The organism is Pandoraea sp. B-6 (genome assembly GCF_000282835.1).
GTDB lineage: Bacteria > Pseudomonadota > Gammaproteobacteria > Burkholderiales > Burkholderiaceae > Pandoraea > Pandoraea cepalis.
On the sequence record NZ_AKXS01000156.1, the window covers coordinates 1 to 18,185 of the forward strand.

The following is an 18,185-nucleotide window of genomic DNA, read 5'->3' on the forward strand; positions in this document are numbered from 1 at the left end:
GCAGGCGGCGGGCGACGGCTGCGGCGCTGGAGACTGGAAGCCGTGGGGAAAGTGCCGGCGCCGGCCGGCGAGGCGGGCTACGACGTGCGCGTTCGCGTGCGTGATGGCGATACGCCAGTGTTCGGGCCCGGGCGCCTGGCGTTGCTGCGCGCCATCGAAGCGACGGGGTCGATTTCCGCCGCCGCACGCCGCATGGGCATGTCGTACCGGCGTGCGTGGCTGCTCGTCGAAGCGATGAATCACGAATTCCGGGAGCCTCTCGTCACCCGACATATTGGCGGTGTGGCCGGGGGCGGCGCGCAGCTCACGCCGTTCGCGCAGAACCTCGCGGCGCACTACGACACGCTCATCAATGAGATCCGTCTGCTGCTCGACGCCCACGTGCCGACGTTCGACGCGTATCTCAGAAGCGGCACGGCGGATGACCCGGAGACCGAATCGGTACCGTCGCATCGCCCTTGATGCCCGGACTCGCCGAGTATCACGAAAACGTTATTTCTCCGTGAGGACTTCGTCACCGTCTTGAAGTGACACTGGCTCCATCGACGCAAACCCAGCGATGGAGGTCTCCATGTCACCCTTGACGAAATCCGTGCCGCCCGCCGCACTGCCCCCCGTGCGAACCGGTCCGGTCCAGCCGGGTTGGCTGCGCGTCACCCATTGGCTGAATGCGTTGGCCGTCCTCGCGATGGTCACGAGCGGCTGGCGGATCTACAACGCGTCGCCGATCTTCGGCTTTCGCTTTCCCAGCGAACTCACGCTGGGCGGCTGGCTGGGCGGTGCGCTGCGGTGGCATTTTGCCGCGATGTGGCTGCTGGCGGGCAACGGGCTCGTCTATCTGCTCTTCAATGTGTCGAGCGGACGCCTGTCGCGTCGCTTCTTTCCATTGACGTTGCGCGGTGTGGTGCGCGACGCGTTCGCCGCACTGCGTGGCCGACTCGCCCACGACGATCCCCATCAGTACAACCAGGTTCAACGTATCGCGTATCTGTTCGCGGTACTCGACCTCGTGCTGCTCGTGGCGTCGGGACTCGCGATCTGGAAGCCTGTGCAGCTTGGCTGGCTCTGCGCGCTGTTCGGCGGATTCCAGGGGGCGCGCTGGGTGCATTTTCTCGCGATGGCGGGCCTGGTGGCATTCGTCGCGATTCATGTCGTGATGGTCGCGCTGGTGCCGCGCACATTGCGCACGATGATTACCGGACGCTGAGTGCGCCGACGACAAGACACGGAGCTGCCATGACCCTCGATCGAAAGCCCAGCCACCTGCCTGCCGACGCACCGGTCGTGCGCGACGGCGAAGCGATTCTCCATGAGGCGCGTGCGCTGATGACGCGCCGCGTGGCCGAGCCCTCGCGCCGCGCGTTTCTGACGCGTACGCTGTCGCTCGGTGGCGTGGCGCTGCTCTCGGGCTGTTCGCTGGACGACAACGCGGGTGTCTCGTCGGCGCTCGACACGATCTCGCGATGGAACGATCGTGTGCAGGCCGCCTTGTTTCGTCAGAATGTGCTGGCGCCTACATTCCCGGCGTCGCGCATCACGCGACCGTTCCCGTTCAACGCGTTCTATTCGATGGACGAGGCGCCCGTCGTCGAGGAAAGCGATTACCAACTGGAGTTGTCCGGCCTCATCGCGGACAAGGCGCCGTGGCCGCTTGACGCCTTGCGCCGTTTCGCCGCCCCGCGCGCGGCCGAACAAATCACGCGTCACGTGTGCGTGGAAGGCTGGAGCGCCATTGGCCGCTGGGGCGGGGTGACGTTCGCCGACTTTCTGCGTCGTATCGGCGCGGACACCACGGCACGCTACGTCGGCTTCAAATGCGCCGACGACTACTACACGAGCATCGATATGCCGACGGCGCTGCATCCGCAGACGCTGCTCGCGCTGACCTATGACGGCCAGACGCTACCCAGGGAATACGGATTTCCGATGAAGCTGCGGATTCCCACGAAGCTCGGCTACAAGAATCCCAAGCATATCCGCGCGATTTTCGTGACCAACACGTATCCGGGCGGGTATTGGGAGGACCAGGGCTACAACTGGTTCGGTGGCAGTTGACGCAACCGCTCGACTGCATGATTGACGGAGCACTTGCGTGACGCTCCGGCAAGGCTCACTCACTCTTTGAGGACTACGGCAATGAAAATGCGATATCTGGCGGTCATGACGATGGGATTGGCACTCGGCACCGGCGCCGCGTTCGCGCAGGACGCGATGAGCAAAGGCGATGCGATGAGCAAGGGCGGCGCGATGAGCAAAGGCGATGCGATGAGCAAAGGCGACGCCATGAGCAAGGACATGGACAAGAGCGGGAAGATGTCCAAGGGCGACGCGATGGGCAAGCACGACGCCATGTCGAAGGGCGGTGCGATGAGCAAATCCGATGCCATGGGGAAGAAGGAAAAAGGCGACGCGATGGGCAAGACCCAGTAAGCCAACTGGCGTAGCACGACAAGCCGACAAGGCGTCGCCCCGAATGTACGTGGCGACGCCTTGCGTCGTTTTGGCGCGACGATTGCGCCGCGTCATTGCCAAGCTTGGGCGCATCAGCGCGTCAGGGCGACTGATTTGATGAGCAGGTACACCTCGCGGCCCGGCGCCAGATGCAATTGGTCGGCAGAGAAGCGTGTGATGCGGGCGCGCAGCACGGTCCCGGCCTTGTCGCCGAGCAGTGTGGCGCCGACTTCCACCGAATCGCCCAGGTCGCGCAGCGTCGCCACGCGTGCGGCCAGCACGTTCAGCACGCTGATGTCGAGCGGCGGCGATGTGGCGATGGCGACGTCGCGCTCGCGCACGAGAATCCGGCAGGCGTCGCCCGCCTCGCCGCTGGCGCGCGGAACACGCAGCCGAACCGTGTCGCTGCCGTTCACGGCCAGCTCGGTCAGGCCGTAGCGGGCATCATGCGCGACGATGCGTGTCTCCAGCACGGTACCCGGGGACTCCGCGGTGCTGTCGAGCGCGTCGCGATGCAGATTGAGCACGTCGGCCGGCGCCCCTTGAGAGATCGTGCGGCCGTCCTTGAACAACACGACCTGATCGGCCAGTCGCATCACTTCGTCGAGCGAATGGGTGACGTAGAGCACCGGCAGCGCCAACTCGTGACGGATGCGATTGAGGTAGTCGAGCACTTCGAGACGCCGCGCGTGGTCGAGCGAGGCGAGTGGCTCATCCATGAGCAGCAGGCGCGGGCACGACAACAGCGCACGGCCAATCCCCACACGCTGCTTCTCGCCACCGGAGAGCGCGCCCGGGCGACGGCCCAGCAAGTGCCCCAGATTCAGCACGTCGACCACGTGTGCAAGCGCAATCGCACCGGTACCGGCGGCGGCGATATCGCGGCGTCGCATCCAGCGGCCGAACAGCAGATTCTGACGCACGGTCAGATGCGGCAACAGGCGCGCGTCCTGAAACACGTAGCCGATGCGCCGGCGCCATGTCGGCAGCGCGACGTCTGCGCTGCTGTCGAACAAGATGTCGTTGCCGACGACGATGCGACCGGCATCGGGCTTGAGCAGGCCGGACACGGCATTGACGACCGTGCTCTTGCCGCTGCCCGATGGCCCGAACAGCGCCGTCACGCCCATGCCCGCGGCGAACTCGGCATCGAGCGAGAAATCGCCGAAGCGATGCTGGAGTCGCACTTCAACCGTCATGACCGAGCGCCTTGCGGTGGCCGAAGCGGATCAGCACCTCGGAGCCGATCAGTGTGGCGACCGCCAGCACGACCGAGATAGCGCACAGGCGCCAGACCATGGCGTCGCCGTCGGGCACCTGCGTGGCCGTGTAGATCGCCAGCGGCAGCGTCTGCGTTTGTCCGGGAATGTTCGAGACGAACGTGATCGTTGCGCCGAACTCGCCCAGTGCGCGCGCGAACGCGAGCACGAAGCCGTGCAATGCGCCGGTCGCGGTGAGCGGCAAGGTCACCGTCAGAAAGGTGAGCCAGGGGCCTGCGCCAAGCGTCTGTGCTGCCTGTTCGAGTTTTGTGTCGGCCGCGTCGAGCGCTTGTCGGATGGCGCGCACGAGCAGCGGGAATCCCATCACGCCCGCGGCCAGCGCCGCGCCTGTCCAGCGAAACGCGAAGGTGAAATGAAACCATTCGTGCAGCAGCTTGCCGATGGCGCCCTGTGTGCCGAACAGCACGAGCAGCGCGAAGCCGACGACCACCGGCGGCAGCACGAGCGGCAAATGCAGCAGGGCATCGAGCAGCGCTTTGCCGGGGAACTGCCGGCGTGCGAGCAGCCAGGCAGCCGCGTAGGCGAGGGGCAGGCTGCACAGCGTGCCCCACAGGCCGACGCGCAGGCTCAGTTCAACGATGCCCCATTCTTGCGGGGTGAGGTTCATGAAGGATGGGCGGGCGAATTCACGGGCGGGTGAAGCCGAAGCGCTGGAACGTGGCCTGGGCGGCCGGCGTTTGCAGGAATCGGTAGAACGGATCCGCGTCGGCGCGGTTGGCCTGCTTCGTCACCGCCACCGGGTAGACGATCGGGGCATGGCTGTCGGGCGGGAACGTGCCGGCGATGCGCACGCGCTTCTCGGCGTTGGCGTCGGTCTTGTAGACGATGCCGTAGGGCGCTTCGCCACGTGCGACCAGCAACAGCGCGTTACGCACGTTGTCGGCGGCCGCGACCTTGCCTTGCACCTTCGGCCAGAGCCCGAGCTTCTCGAGTGCAGCCTTGCCATAGAGACCCGCCGGTACGTGCGCGGGGTCGCCCATCGCGAGCTTGCCGCTGCCGAGCCTGGTGTCGAGGTCGGTGGCGCCCGGCGTCAGATCGACGTTGCCCGTGGTCGCGGCCGGGGCGATCAGCACGAGCGCGTTGCCGAGCAAGTTGTGACGCGTGCTCGTGTCGATCAGATCGTGCTTCTGCGCGTAGTCCATCCAGTCCTGGTCGGCCGAAATGAATACATCGGCAGGGGCGCCTTTCTCGATTTGACGAGCCAACGTCGAGCTGGCGCCGTAGACGAGCACCGGTGTCTTGCCGGTTTCCTTTGTGTAGGCAGCCGAGACATCGTCGAGCGCGTTTTTCATACTGGCGGCAGCATACACTTGCTGAGCCGCCGCGTGGCCGGCAAACAACAGGCTTGCGCCAACGATGGCGACGCCCAGTGCGCGGTGCAACATCGTGGCGGCTTTGTACGGAGCGTGGGACTTGCGGCGAGCGATTACGACAGTAACGACAGCTTTCACGAACGTGGTCTCCAGCTTAGGTTGGCTCGGCTGACTCGGTATTCGGCGAATGTCGCCGTGAGCCGGCTCATGAATGCAGTCCGGCAGCGAGGCCGGACCACTGGTCGCGCAAGGTGCGCAACGCGTTATGTAGGATTATATATAACGCTGCGACGCTGTACAGGTATACGCCGTATCACGGTGCTCAGATGACCCTCGTAGGGCGCGCGAGAGACCTTTGGGGCGGGCAAAAGGCACACATAGGCGCGCAAAGGCACGTATGGGGGGGTAAGGCAGCGTAAGGGCGTGTAAGCGCGCCTAGAGGTGCGTAGACGTTCGTCAGGCGGCGCTCGGCGGCGGCTCGCTGCCGGCGCGCAACATCGCGGGGCTCGTGCGCAGCATGTCGAAGAAGCCGTCGACCACGGCATCGCACTCCACGCCGAGGTCGTAGTCGGGCAGGAAGAGCCAGTCCGACATCATGCCGACCACGAGCGCGTGCAACATGATCGCTGCGCGGCGCGTGTCGAGCGCCTGGGGGAGTTGACCGCGCTCGATCGCGCGTTCCATATCTCGCATGATGCGCTGCTTGCCGTCGGCGCACGCTTCGCGCTGACGTTCGAGCACCGACAGCATCTCGTTGGTGTATTCGCACTTGTGAAACAGAATGTCGAGCACGCGACGGCGGCGCTCATTACGCGCCGTCTCCCTGAGCACGAGCTTGCAGATCTCGTGCATGCGCGCCATCGGGTCACCGTCCTGGGGCTCCGTGCATTCCTCGTCGATCATGCGTTCCATCGGCAGACGGATGCGATCCGTCATGGCGTTAAACAGGTCGATCTTGTTCTTGAAGTGCCAATAAATGGCGCCGCGGGTCAGGCCGGCGGCCTCGGCGATGTCGGCGAGCGACGTACGCGATACCCCTTTCTGTGCAAACACCGTCTCGGCGGTGTCTAGCAACAGATTACGGGTCTCGATCGCTTCCTCTTTGGTTCTGCGGGCCATCGTCGTGTCACAGGGGCGGCGGAAATTTGCGAAATGCAGTGGAATGAAACGTAACGAGCGCCGCACATTGATGCGACGCAATATGATTTACATACATTCATGAATGTATCTATAATAGCAGCCGCTTGCTCTATTGCACAGGGAACATTTAAGCTCCTTCGTCTAAGGGAAACACCTCACTGATCCCAGGGAGCGAATTGACCGGGGCGCGCCGCGCGGTTTAGGGCAGGATTCGCCTGCTCACCCGCCGGGGCCCCGGAGCCTGTTCGACGATCTCACATGAGTGCCAGCGCGCGCGGTTCGCCGCGCCGGGGACGTCTTCTTGGCCGCCTTCCGGGCCTGTCTCCGGGGGCCCGCATTCCGGGCCTCAGGCACTTCCGACCCGCCTCTGCGCGACGGGATTGCGGACGGGCCTTTGCCGCCGCAATCGTACGCAACGTACTTGTCATTTTGTTTGACCGCATTCCATTTATCGGGGGCGTATATGCACGTCAAGAGAAGTTCACTGGGGATGGTCACTGCCGTCGCACTCGCGGTGTTGGCCTTGGCAGCATGCGGCAAGAAGCCGCCGCCGCCGCAGGCCATGGTGCCGGAAGTCGGCGTCGTGACGCTGCAATCCCAGAACGTAACGCTGACGACCGACCTGCCCGGACGCACCTCGCCCTTCCGCGTGGCCGATGTTCGCGCGCGCGTCGACGGCATCGTGCTCAAGCGCGATTTCACCGAAGGCGGTGACGTCAAGGCGGGCCAGCGTCTGTACAAGATCGATCCGGCCACGTATCAGGCCGCGTATGAAAACGCCAAGGCAACGCTGGCGAAGGCCGTGGCGAATCAGGCGTCGACGAAACTGCTGGCCGATCGCTACAAGCAACTCGTGGCCGTCGAGGCGGTGTCCAAGCAGGATTACGACAACGCCGTTGCCGCATCGCTGCAAGCCGACGCCGAAGTGCAGGCCGGCAAGGCGGCCGTCGACACGGCGAAGATCAACCTCGGCTACACCGACGTGCCGGCGCCGATTTCGGGCCGCACAGGGTTGTCGCAGGTCACGGAAGGCGCCTACGTGCAGGCAGGGGCCGCCACGCTGATGACGACCGTTCAGCAGATCGATCCGATGTATGTGGACGTGACGCAATCGGCGGCGCAAGGGTTGCGCCTGCGTCGTGCGCTGGCCGAGGGCAAGCTGCAAAGCGCGGGCAAGAACGCCGCCAAGGTGGAACTGACCCTGGAAGACGGCACGACGTACCCGCTCGAAGGCAAGCTGCAGTTCTCCGACATTACCGTCGATCAGACGACCGGCTCGGTGACCGTGCGTGCCATCTTCCCGAACCCGAACCGCGAGTTGTTGCCCGGCATGTTCGTGCACGCGAAGCTGCAGGAAGGCGTGAAGGAGGGCGGTCTGCTCGTGCCGCAGCAGGGGGTCACGCGTGATCAGAAGGGCCAGCCGACGGCACTGATCGTGAACAAGGAAGGCAAGGTCGAGTTGCGTCAGCTTGTCACCGATCGCGCGATCGGCAACATGTGGCTGGTGAGTGCGGGTCTGGCCGCCGGCGATCAGGTGATCGTGTCGGGTCTTCAAAAGGTGCGCCCGGGCGCGCCGGCGAAGGCGGTTCCGGCGCAGTTGCCGGGGGCTGAGGCGCCTGCAGGTGCCAGTGCACCGGCAGCGGCCGCCCCCGCCTCGGGCGCCAAAGCTCAATAACGCGGAGCCTCTTTCATGGCAAAGTTTTTTATCGATCGCCCGATCTTTGCTTGGGTGATCGCGATCGTCATTATGCTTGCCGGTGCGCTTTCGATCCTGAAGCTGCCGGTTTCGCAGTACCCGCCGATCGCCCCGCCGTCCGTTCAGATCACTGCCGTTTATCCGGGCGCTTCCGCACAGACCGTGCAGGATACGGTCACGCAGGTGATCGAGCAGCAGATGAACGGTATCGACAACCTCGAGTACATGTCGTCGACCTCCGACGGCTCGGGTACCGCTCAGATCACGCTGACCTTCGCGCAAGGCACGAATCCGGACATCGCGCAGGTGCAGGTGCAGAACAAGCTGCAACTCGCCACGCCGCTGCTTCCGCAGCAGGTGCAGCAGCAGGGCATCAAGGTCGCCAAGGCGACCAAGAACTTCCTGCTGGTGATCGGCGCGTATTCCGACGACGGCAAACTGACCGACATCGACCTCGCGAACTATCTGGCCGCCAACGTGCAGGATCCGATCAGCCGTGTGAACGGCGTCGGTCAGGTCCAGCTCTTCGGTGCGCAGTACGCCATGCGTGTGTGGGTCGATCCGCAGAAGCTCAACGGCTACAACCTGACGATCCTCGACGTCTCGAGCGCCATCCAGGCGCAGAACGTGCAGGTCTCGGCGGGCGAGCTGGGGGGCGCGCCGGCGGTGAAGGGCCAGCAGCTCAACGCCACGGTGATGGCGCAGAGCCGCTTGCAGACGCCGGAGCAGTTCCGCCAGATCCTGCTCAAGGTCAACAAGGACGGCTCGCAAGTGCGTCTGGGCGATGTCGCTCGCGTGGAGCTGGGCGGTGAATCGTACCAGGTGGTCGCGCGCTATAACGGCAAGCCGGCGGCGGGTCTCGCGGTCACGCTGGCCACGGGCGCCAACGCGCTGCAAACGGCCACGGCGGTCAAGCAGAAGGTGGCGGACCTCGCACAGTACTTCCCGACGGGCATGAAGGCCGACTTCCCGTACGACACCACGCCGTTCGTGAAGATCTCGATCGAGGAAGTGATCAAGACCCTCATCGAAGGTATCGTGCTCGTGTTCCTCGTGATGTATCTGTTCCTGCAGAACCTGCGGGCGACGATCATTCCGACGATTGCCGTGCCGGTGGTGTTGCTCGGTACGTTCGGCATCATGGGCGCGGCGGGTTTCTCCATCAACACGCTGTCGATGTTCGGGCTGGTGCTCGCCATCGGTTTGTTGGTGGACGATGCGATCGTGGTGGTGGAAAACGTCGAGCGGGTGATGTCCGAAGAGGGGCTGAGTCCGAAGGAAGCGACGAAAAAGGCCATGAGCCAGATCGTCGGTGCGCTGGTGGGGGTGGCGCTCGTGCTCTCGGCGGTGTTCGTGCCGATGGCGTTCTTCGGCGGCTCGACCGGCGCCATCTATCGCCAGTTCTCGCTGACCATCGTGGCGGCCATGGCGCTGTCGGTGCTCGTGGCCATCGTGCTCACGCCGGCGATGTGCGCCACGATTCTCAAGCCCATCAAGAAGGGCGAAGTGCATGAGAAGCGCGGCTTCTTCGGCTGGTTCAACCGCACGTTCGACAACAGCTCGAAAAAGTACCAGAGCCAGGTGGAGCGCATTCTCAAGCGCAGCACGCCGTTCCTGATCGTCTACGTGGTGATCGTGGCCGTCGTGGGCTTCCTGTTCGTGCGTATGCCGACCGCGTTCTTGCCTGACGAAGACCAGGGCTACTTCTTCAACCTCGTGCAATTGCCGCCGGGCGCGACGCAGGAGCGTACGCTCGACGTGATGAAGCAGGTCGAGAAGCACTATCTGGAGAATGAAAAGGACGCCGTGCGTTCGATCTTCACGGTGACGGGCTTCGGCTTCAACGGCCGCGGTCAGAACGTGGGTCTCGCGTTCACGATGATGAAGCCGTGGGATGAGCGTCAGTCGGCCGATCTCAAGGTGCAGTCGGTCATCGCACGGGCGTACCGGGCGTTCGCCGGCATGAAGGACGCGATGGTCTTCGCGATCAACCCGCCGTCGGTGCCGGAACTCGGTAACGCAGGCGGTATCGACTTCGAGTTGCAGGATCGCGCGGGTCTCGGCCACGACGCGCTCATGGCCGCCCGTAATCAGTTGCTGGGCATGGCGGCGAAGAACCCTAACCTTGCGAACATGCGTCCGAACGGACTCGACGATACGCCGCAGTACAAGGTGGACGTCGACGAAGAAAAGGCCGCCGCGCTGGGGCTGTCGATTGCCGATGTGTACTCCACGCTCTCGGCGTCCTGGGGGTCGTCGTACGTGAACGACTTTATCGATCGCGGTCGCGTGAAGAAGGTGTACGTGATGGCGGAAGCGAAGGATCGCATGCTGCCGCAGGACATCAACAAACTTTACGTCCGTAATTCGAGCGGGGCCATGGTGCCGTTCTCGGCCTTCGCCACGGGGCAGTGGATTTATGGCTCGCCGCGTCTGGAGCGCTACAACGGGGTGCCTGCCGTGGAAATTCAGGGCATGCCGGCACCGGGCAAGTCGTCGGGCGACGCCATGAAGGCGATCGAGGAAATTGCGAAGCAACTCCCGACGGGTATCGGTCTGGAGTGGACGGGGCTGTCGTTCGAAGAGCGCATCTCCGGCTCGCAGGCGCCGGCGCTCTACGCCATTTCGATCCTGATCGTGTTCCTGTGTCTGGCGGCCTTGTACGAAAGCTGGTCGATCCCGTTCTCGGTGATTCTGGTGGTGCCCTTGGGGGTGTTGGGGGCGTTGCTCGCCGCGACCCTGCGTGGCTTGTCCAACGACGTATACTTCCAGGTGGGTCTGCTGACCACGGTGGGGCTGTCGGCGAAGAACGCGATTCTGATCGTGGAATTCGCCAAGGACCTCCAGGAGCAGGGCCGCACCCTGATGGAAGCGACGATGGAGGCGGTGCGCCTGCGTCTGCGACCGATTCTGATGACGTCAATGGCGTTCGTGCTCGGCGTGTTGCCGCTGGCGATCTCCAACGGCGCGGGCTCGGCTTCGCAGCACGCGATCGGGACGGGCGTGATCGGCGGTATGCTGGCGGCGACGTTCCTTGCGATCTACTACGTGCCCGTCTTCTTCGTGCTGGTGCGCAAGCGCTTCGCGCATGAAGACCTGGACACCGTGGAGCATCCGGAAGCGCGCAAGCCGAACCCGGACGCCACCGAAGGCCCCGCCAAGGAAGGAAACTGAGCTATGAAGCACAAAGCATTGTCGATTGCCTTGGCGGCAGCGTCCCTGGCAGGCTGTACCCTGGCGCCGCATTATGAGCGGCCCGAGGCGCCGGTCGCCACGACGTTCCCCACTGGTCCGGCCTACAAGACGCCTGGCGCGGCAAACCAGAACGGCACCGCGGGCAGCAGTAGCGTGGCGGCGGCCGATTTGGGCTGGCGCGATTTCTTTACCGATCCCCGCCTGCAGAAGTTGATTGAGATCGCGCTGCAGAACAACCGCGATCTGCGCGTCTCGATGCTCAACGTCGAAGCCGCGCGTGCGCAGTATCAGATCCAGCGTTCCGCGTTGCTGCCCTCGGTGGGGGTGGCAGGGCAGGGGTCGGTTCAGCGCACGCCGGGGGACCTGACGTCCTCCGGGCGGGCCAGCATCAGCCGCAGCTACCAGGTAGGCGTAGGCTTTACGTCATACGAACTCGATCTGTTCGGTCGTATCCAGAGCCTGAAGGATCAGGCATTGGAGACGTATCTGGCCAGCGAGGACACGGCCAAGACGGCCCACATCACGCTGATCTCGGAAGTGGCGACGGCCTACCTCACCTGGTTGGCCGATCAGGATCTGCTCAAACTGACGGCCGACACGCTCAAGAGCCAGGAGTCGTCGTATCAGCTGACCAAGCGTAGCTTCGACGTGGGGACGGCCTCGGGGCTCGATCTGCGACAGGCGCAAACGCCGGTCGATGCGGCGCGGGCGAATCTGGCGCAGTACACGCGCCAGGTCGCGCAGGACGAGAACGCGCTCGCGCTGCTCATCGGTCAGCCGTTACCGGCGGACTTACCGCCGGGACGTCCGCTCGACGGGCAAGGCCTGCTCACCGATCTCCCCGCCGGGCTGCCGTCCGATTTGCTGCTGCGTCGCCCTGACGTGACGGCGGCCGAGCACACGCTCAAGGGCGCCAACGCTAACATCGGCGCGGCGCGTGCCGCGTTCTTCCCGTCGATCTCGCTCACGGCGAGCGCGGGGACGGCGAGCGCGTCGCTGGGCAATCTGTTCAAGGGCGGGCAGGGCGCATGGTCGTTCGCACCGACCATCACGCTGCCGATTTTCGCGGGCGGGCAGAATCTGGCCAATCTCGATCTGGCCAAGGTGAAAAAGCGCATCGAGATCGCCAACTACGAGAAGGCGATTCAGACGGCGTTCCGCGAAGTGTCCGACGGGCTGGCCGCACGCGGCACGCTCGACGATCAAATCGCCGCGCAGGAGTCACTCGTCAAGGCGAGCGACGAGAGCTACAAGCTCTCGGACCTGCGGTATCGCAATGGCGTGGATAGTTACCTGAACGCGCTCGTCTCGCAACGCTCGCTGTATGCGGCGCAGCAGACACTGATCGCGACGCGTCTGTCGCGCTGGACCAACCTCGTTACGCTGTACAAGGCGCTCGGAGGCGGTTGGGAGGAGCACACCGCACCGGCCAGCGCCGGGGCGGCATCGGCACCGGCGGCACCCGCATCGTGATCGTGTCGCGAGGCAGGCGCGCGGCGTGATTGGCGCAAATGTCTCGCGACGGTGCAAGGTTTGACGATCGAGACGCCCGGCAATACGCCGGGCGTTTTACGTTCGGGCGTCGTGTTTCGCGGTAAACAAGCTCAGTTCCCGAGAGGTTTAGACGCTGGGTTCTACGCTCGCCCCTACCTGGCATACCGCTTCGTCGATATCCTAGTTCGCGTTGTATTCGCAACACCCCGAGCGTCGACGCGAGCGTTTGCATGACGTTGCCGACGCGACGCGCGGGGCACTTATAAGCTGACCGTTTTTCCAGGGAGAGACACCATGAGCGATCTTCAAACGCGCTTCGACGAGGCCGTAGCCCAATCCAAGGCGCTGCCCGAGCGCCCCGACAATTTCACGTTGCTGCGGATCTACGCGCTCTTCAAACAAGGCACGGAAGGCGACGTGTCCGGTGCGCGTCCCGGCATCACGGATTTTGTCGGGCGTGCCAAGTTCGACGCCTGGGAGATGCTCAAGGGCAAGTCGAAAGAAGAGGCACAGGAAGCGTATGTCGCACTTGTCGATGAGTTGAAGGGATAAGGTTGCCGGGGGCGGCAATGACGCGATGAAGCGGCGTAGAGTCCCCTCGGTACGACGCGCCAACAGACGGCGACTTCGGTCGCCGTTTTTTTATGGGCGTTTGCGTGATGGCGGGCATGCGTTGCGTATGAGCAGTGAGGTGGCGCATGACGGGGCGGGTTTTGCGGCGGTGTCCGATTGGCGTTTCGTCGACCGTGCGCGACGATGGACGCGTCATCAACGAGACGAGGTATCGAACCATGAGACAGGATCGCCGACACCCCATGCGCTTGACCGACCGGCATACGCTTCGCGATGCGTTGACCCATCGCGCCCGGACGCGCTCGCGGCGAGGTCGCGGTATGCCGCCGTTCGACGCGGGCCGAAGCCGGCGGCGGGGAGCGCAGCCCTGGACACCGCCCGCCTCGGTGCCACCGAGGCAGGCGCCGATGAAGGGGCGGCCGCAGTGCGGTGTGCGGCGCAGGGCATTGGCACGGGGCGCGACACTGCTCGACGTCATGTTTGCCGTGCTGGCGCTGACGGCCGGTGCGCAGGGCTTTGCACGATGGCAGGCCGCCGGGGGAATGTCATCTGCCGAACTCGCATCGACGCCGAACGTGACGATGATGGCCTTGCCAGCCCCGGGGGCGGCACTGTCGCGACCCCCAGCGGCGGGCGATGCGTGGCTCGCTCTCGGTCAACCATGAGCGCGCCGCGCGGCGACTGGGGCGATGGCTGGCGCAAACGTCGCATGACTGGCTTCACGTTGCTCGAGGTGGTACTGGCGATGCCGCTGGGCTTGCTGGTCGTCATGGCGGCGACGGCGATCTATCTCGCGGGCATTCGCTTGTGGCGAGTGCAGGCCGAGCGATACGACGTCAACGAGCGTGCCCTCTTTGCGCTGACGCACCTCACGCGTGCCGTTGGTATGGCCGGATATCGGAACTGGGACCCGATGGAAGGCGCGATCCGATTGCCCGGGCAAGGGGTGAGAGACTGGCCGTCGCTGCGTGTCGGCGCCGAGTGTGCGCTCACGGCCGACAACTGTTCGCGGTTCGGATGGCAGGGCAGTGCGCTGCTGGAGGTGCAATTTCACGGGGCGGGCTTTTTGCTGGGCAATGGGGCTGTGCACAATTGCGGCGGGTACCGCGTGAAAGCCACGGGACGGCTGGACGAACGTCAACTCAGCATCTTCTATGTGGACAAGGGAGAAGACGCGATTCCCTCGCTTTACTGCCGCTACGGTGAGCGTCAGGCGACGGCGACCGATCTGCGCCGCCCGGAAGTGCTGGTCATGGGGGTGGAGGCCATGTACATCCGATTGGGGTTGCGTGACCGAGGGACCGGGGGCTTGCGTTGGGTCGCGCCGGGCACGCGGATGCGGAACCGACCCGCGCGCCCGCCGGCCGGCGAGCGGGGATGGGAGAACGTGGCGGCGGTCGCGTTTTCGTTGGTGATGCGCGGGGCGCCGCGTCGCGGTGGCAAGCCGCGGGCAGTGAGCGTGATCGAAGTGTTCGACGCGGCGACCGGCGGTCGTGAGTTCAAGCGACTGGGCAACGCTGGCGACGTCCATTTACATGTGTTCAATGCGGTGGCCTATCGTCGCAACGACGGTGGCGTGGGGGCGGAGGCCGAATGGTTGGCGTCTTCATTGTGATGTGGTTGGCCGCCCTGATGGCACTGGCCGCCTCCGGCATGCAGCATCGCCAATTGGCGAACCGTTTCGTCGCGTACACGAACGATCGTGTCGGGGCGTTTGCCGCAGCCGACAAGGCGCTTGCCGAGGCGCGCGACTGGCTTACCGACGGCGTACAGGCCGCGGAGATCGCGAGCATGTCGGCGTTCGACGCCGGGCCGAATGGGGTGCTGGCGGCGAGCCATCGGGGCGACGTCTGGTATCCAAAACGCGTGCCGCGATGGCGGACAGTCGAGTGGAGTGGCAGTGGAGCGGTCGTCAAACGGCATAAGGCAAGCTACTTCATCGAGCGAATCGCGTTGTCCGCCTATTGGACCGACGACGCAGCAAAGCGCGATGCGTCGGTGCGACGCTATCGGGTCAGTGCGATGGGATGTGGCGACTTGCCCGGGACGCGTGTCTACCTGCAGGCGATCTATGAGGTTCGTCGTCGCGAGCAGGAGGTTCGTCCCGGTGAGGGACGCGGATCGGATGCTTCGCGTTCGTCGTATTCGTCGCGCGCATTGAGTTGGCGCGAGGTGGTGACGTGGCACGACGATGCCGTGGGAAAGTCCACGCACGGCGCTCAGCGTGAGTCTTGCGATGCATCATGATCCGCGGGCGATGTCGGGCATCACGCTGCTGGAGTGTGTTGTCGCGGTGGCGGTGCTTGCCGTGGCGCTGCTGGCGGTCGCGCCTTCCATCGACGCCGTTCGCCGCCGCGTGGGGGTCGATATCACGGCGCGCGCCTTCCTGGCGTCGATGCAGGCCGCGCGAGCGGAAGCCCTGGCGCGCCACCGGCGCGTGGCGATAGCGCCGCACGATGGCGGGGCGCTGAGCGGCGGCTGGGTGACGTTCGTGGACGAAAATCGGAATCATCGCTTCGACGCGGGGGATCAATTGCTGGCGCGACATGCGCCGTTGCCACCGGGAGTACACATCGAAGCGGACTGGGCGCTGTACTACACGGAAGGGCTGGCGTTCGCGGAAAGCGGTTTCATACGAACCGAGCGCGACAAATGGCTCTCGGGGACGGTGCGGATCGAGGGGCACGAGCGTCGCATCTGCATCACGATCAATGCCTATGGCCGCGCCCGCATGTCACGTCGGTGCGCCGCCGCGCCGCGATGATGCCATGACCGCGCGCAGTCATGCAGTCATGCAGTCATGCGGGCGTGGCGTCGAGAAGTGGTGTTGCCGTCATGTCCCGAGGCATAAGGGGGCGTGCCCATTACATGACGGGGGGGATGCCGGCGTCGTTCGCGTTGGCGTGGGTGCTGTTTGTGGCGGACGCGGCAGTGGCGTGTGCCGCGTTGGGTTCATCGACTTGCGGCGCTGACGGCTTCGTCGAGTCCTGCCAGAGCTTGATGCCTTGCCATGCGAGCACGCCGAGGCCGCCCCACTTGAGACCGCGACGAACAACGCGTCCGACGGGGGTATGCGACAAGCCGGTGAGCGCAAGCGAGGCCACCGAGCTGACCAGGGGGTAGCGCTCGAGCAGACCGCCGAGTTTGAGCCCGGAGTTCGCGAGGCCCCCAAGCCCGGCGAACTTCGCGAGGCCGCCCGGCAACAGGTAGCGCACCCAACGGAAATTGCGGAAACGCTCGCGCGTCACGTGCGCGGCCTGGATCAGTTCGGCGCGCTCGACGGCGATGCGCGTGAGCACCAGCTCCTTGCGAATGGCGAGGAGATCGTGGCGCGAGCGCCGTGACGGTCGCGGGCGGCGAGGGCGGTTCGGTTCGAGCGGCACGGGCAGATCTCCTTCAGTCCGGACGCAGCGCGTCGCGATCCTTTTCGAACTCGGCCAGCGTGGCCTCGAACGGCATCGGCGCATCACGCAGAATGTTGCGCGCACGCACGGCGCACCACCCCGCCAGCACCAGATACACGGCAAAGATGCCGGTCATGGCCTGAAGACGGTAGGTGTCCCAGAAAATCACGATCACCAGCGCGGTGAGCGACACCAGAGCGAGCACGCCGAAGAGCATCGCGGCCAGGCCGAGGAAAGCCACGCCCATCAGGCGCTCCTTCTCCTCGGTCAACTCGATGCCGATCAGTTCGATGCGCGACTGTACGATCTCGAGCAACGCACCGGCGAGGCGCCGCAGCGAAGGCCGCGGCGGGGTCGTGCGATCATTGTCGGTCATGGGGTGGGCTTGGCGGCCCACCTGACCCGTCGCGCCGGTCAGGTGGACTCCGCCTTGGGCAGAGTAGGCGAGGAAGTGACTTGCGTCGGCGTAACTTACTTACGGTTGAGCAGGAGGCCGATCACCACGCCGATGCCGGCGGCAATGCCCACGGCTTGCCACGGATGGTCGTGAACGTAGTCGTCGGTCACGCGCGCCGCCTGCTTGCTCTTCTCCACGACGACAACCTGCACGTCGGAGGCTTTTTCCTTGGCCTGCTTGAGCAGCGCCAGGGCCTTGTCGCTCAGTTCGGAGGCACGCTCACCGGTCGTGTTGGCGGCTTGCTTGAGCAGATCTTCGGCGTCGGCCAATACGGATTTGATATCGGTCATGAACTTCTCCTTGTTGGTAGGGACTTGCGACATGGTCGTTACCCGATTTTGGGAGGAAAATGCGAGAGGGATATGAGTCACATCGTAACGCGTTCAATGCGTCGTTGCCAGAAAACAACGTCCCAACCGCCTTATATTTCGAATAATTATTTGCACCAAATTTTTTATTCGTTCTGGCAAAGGTTAGCATCCTTTAGTCTTTACCCCACTGAGTTGACGGATCTCAAGGAGACTGTAAATGACATTGCGTTTGGGTGACATTGCCCCCGATTTCGAGCAAGACTCGTCGGTTGGCAAAATCAAGTTCCACGAATTTCTCGGCGACAGCTGGGGGGTGCTCTTCTCGCACCCGGCCGATTACACGCCGGTGTGCACGACCGAGCTCGGTCTGACCGCCAAACTCAAGGGTGAGTTCGAAAAGCGCAACGTAAAGGCCATCGCATTGTCGGTGGACGATGCCGAGTCGCACAAAGGCTGGATCAACGACATTAACGAAACGCAGCACACGACGGTCAACTTCCCGATCCTGGCCGACGGCGATCGCAAGGTGTCGCAGCTCTATGACATGATCCATCCGAACGCCAGCGAAACCGTGACCGTTCGCTCGCTGTTCGTGATCGATCCGAAGAAGAAGGTGCGCCTGACCATTACGTATCCGGCCAGCACGGGGCGCAACTTCGACGAAATCCTGCGCGTGATCGATTCGCTGCAACTGACCGATAACTACTCGGTGGCGACGCCGGGTAACTGGAAAGATGGCGAAGACGTCGTGATCGTCCCGTCGATCAAGGACGAAGCCGTGCTGAAGGAGAAATTCCCGAAGGGCTACAAGGTCGTGCGTCCCTACCTGCGTCTCACGCCGCAGCCGAACAAGTAATCCGGCTTGCATGTC

The 18,185-nt window shown here is 64.3% G+C and carries 19 protein-coding genes; 12 read left to right on the top strand and 7 right to left on the bottom strand.

Going from position 1 to position 18,185, the window contains the following annotated elements:
- The 4 genes from A985_RS29745 to A985_RS0101405 form a co-directional block, all read left to right on the top strand.
- The coding region (locus A985_RS29745) for a winged helix-turn-helix domain-containing protein (protein ID WP_017231645.1) at positions 1-462 on the top strand (462 nt) is incomplete at its 5' end.
- Positions 463-571: 109 nt separating this feature from the next.
- Entirely contained in the window at positions 572-1,207 is a 636-nt protein-coding gene (locus A985_RS23790) for a cytochrome b/b6 domain-containing protein (protein WP_051060044.1), read from the top strand.
- Positions 1,208-1,326: 119 nt separating this feature from the next.
- On the top strand, positions 1,327-2,055 hold the full coding sequence (locus A985_RS0101400) for a molybdopterin-dependent oxidoreductase (protein WP_369751542.1): 729 nt from the start codon (positions 1,327-1,329) through the stop codon (positions 2,053-2,055).
- A gap of 81 nt (positions 2,056-2,136) precedes the next feature.
- Entirely contained in the window at positions 2,137-2,430 is a 294-nt protein-coding gene (locus tag A985_RS0101405; protein WP_017231648.1) for a hypothetical protein, read from the top strand.
- 113 nt (positions 2,431-2,543) lie between these two features.
- On the opposite strand, the gene modC is transcribed toward A985_RS0101405, so the two are convergent.
- The 4 genes from modC to A985_RS0101425 form a co-directional block, all read right to left on the bottom strand.
- Positions 2,544-3,650 (bottom strand): molybdenum ABC transporter ATP-binding protein, encoded by a 1,107-nt coding sequence (gene modC, locus A985_RS0101410; RefSeq protein WP_017231649.1) that lies wholly within the window; start codon positions 3,648-3,650, stop codon positions 2,544-2,546.
- Positions 3,640-4,338, bottom strand: a complete 699-nt coding sequence (modB, locus tag A985_RS0101415; protein WP_017231650.1) for a molybdate ABC transporter permease subunit — start codon at positions 4,336-4,338, stop codon at positions 3,640-3,642. Before modB ends, modC begins: the two co-directional genes overlap by 11 nt.
- A gap of 19 nt (positions 4,339-4,357) precedes the next feature.
- Entirely contained in the window at positions 4,358-5,182 is an 825-nt protein-coding gene (gene modA, locus A985_RS0101420; RefSeq protein ID WP_232424484.1) for a molybdate ABC transporter substrate-binding protein, read from the bottom strand.
- Positions 5,183-5,500: 318 nt separating this feature from the next.
- Positions 5,501-6,163: a TetR family transcriptional regulator gene (locus tag A985_RS0101425; RefSeq protein WP_026131538.1), complete on the bottom strand. Its 663-nt coding sequence runs from the start codon at positions 6,161-6,163 to the stop codon at positions 5,501-5,503.
- Between the two features lie 484 nt (positions 6,164-6,647).
- On the opposite strand from A985_RS0101425, the gene A985_RS0101430 reads away from it, so the two are divergent.
- The 7 genes from A985_RS0101430 (at position 6,648) to A985_RS23795 (ending at position 15,906) form a co-directional block, all read left to right on the top strand.
- The gene (locus tag A985_RS0101430; protein ID WP_026131539.1) at positions 6,648-7,859 is read left to right on the top strand and encodes an efflux RND transporter periplasmic adaptor subunit; all 1,212 of its coding nucleotides are present in this window, start codon (positions 6,648-6,650) and stop codon (positions 7,857-7,859) included.
- A 15-nt stretch (positions 7,860-7,874) separates the two neighbouring features.
- Positions 7,875-11,054: an efflux RND transporter permease subunit gene (locus A985_RS0101435; RefSeq protein ID WP_017231654.1), complete on the top strand. Its 3,180-nt coding sequence runs from the start codon at positions 7,875-7,877 to the stop codon at positions 11,052-11,054.
- A 3-nt stretch (positions 11,055-11,057) separates the two neighbouring features.
- The gene (adeC, locus tag A985_RS0101440; RefSeq protein ID WP_017231655.1) at positions 11,058-12,548 is read left to right on the top strand and encodes an AdeC/AdeK/OprM family multidrug efflux complex outer membrane factor; all 1,491 of its coding nucleotides are present in this window, start codon (positions 11,058-11,060) and stop codon (positions 12,546-12,548) included.
- A 315-nt stretch (positions 12,549-12,863) separates the two neighbouring features.
- Entirely contained in the window at positions 12,864-13,121 is a 258-nt protein-coding gene (locus A985_RS0101445) for an acyl-CoA-binding protein (RefSeq protein WP_017231656.1), read from the top strand.
- 682 nt (positions 13,122-13,803) lie between these two features.
- Complete coding sequence (locus A985_RS28005; RefSeq protein ID WP_017231658.1) at positions 13,804-14,757, top strand: PilW family protein; 954 nt, start codon at positions 13,804-13,806, stop codon at positions 14,755-14,757.
- Positions 14,736-15,389 carry a pilus assembly protein gene (locus A985_RS0101460; RefSeq protein ID WP_017231659.1) on the top strand — a complete coding sequence of 218 codons (654 nt, stop codon included), beginning with the start codon at positions 14,736-14,738 and terminating at the stop codon, positions 15,387-15,389. Before A985_RS28005 ends, A985_RS0101460 begins: the two co-directional genes overlap by 22 nt.
- Positions 15,379-15,906 (top strand): GspH/FimT family protein, encoded by a 528-nt coding sequence (locus tag A985_RS23795; RefSeq protein WP_017231660.1) that lies wholly within the window; start codon positions 15,379-15,381, stop codon positions 15,904-15,906. The genes A985_RS0101460 and A985_RS23795 overlap by 11 nt, the downstream gene beginning before the upstream one ends.
- A 100-nt stretch (positions 15,907-16,006) precedes the next feature.
- Here the strand turns inward: A985_RS23795 and A985_RS26870 are convergent, their stop codons facing one another.
- The 3 genes from A985_RS26870 to A985_RS0101480 all read right to left on the bottom strand — a co-directional run bounded on the left by A985_RS26870 (position 16,007) and on the right by A985_RS0101480 (position 17,326).
- Positions 16,007-16,525, bottom strand: coding sequence for a DUF3318 domain-containing protein (locus A985_RS26870; RefSeq protein ID WP_017231661.1), 519 nt, complete (start codon positions 16,523-16,525; stop codon positions 16,007-16,009).
- 13 nt (positions 16,526-16,538) lie between these two features.
- On the bottom strand, positions 16,539-16,922 hold the full coding sequence (locus tag A985_RS0101475) for a phage holin family protein (protein WP_017231662.1): 384 nt from the start codon (positions 16,920-16,922) through the stop codon (positions 16,539-16,541).
- Between the two features lie 95 nt (positions 16,923-17,017).
- Entirely contained in the window at positions 17,018-17,326 is a 309-nt protein-coding gene (locus A985_RS0101480) for a YqjD family protein (protein WP_026131540.1), read from the bottom strand.
- A gap of 205 nt (positions 17,327-17,531) precedes the next feature.
- Between A985_RS0101480 and A985_RS0101485 the strand changes: the two genes are divergently transcribed.
- On the top strand, positions 17,532-18,170 hold the full coding sequence (locus tag A985_RS0101485; RefSeq protein ID WP_017231664.1) for a peroxiredoxin: 639 nt from the start codon (positions 17,532-17,534) through the stop codon (positions 18,168-18,170).
- Positions 18,171-18,185 lie beyond the last annotated feature (15 nt).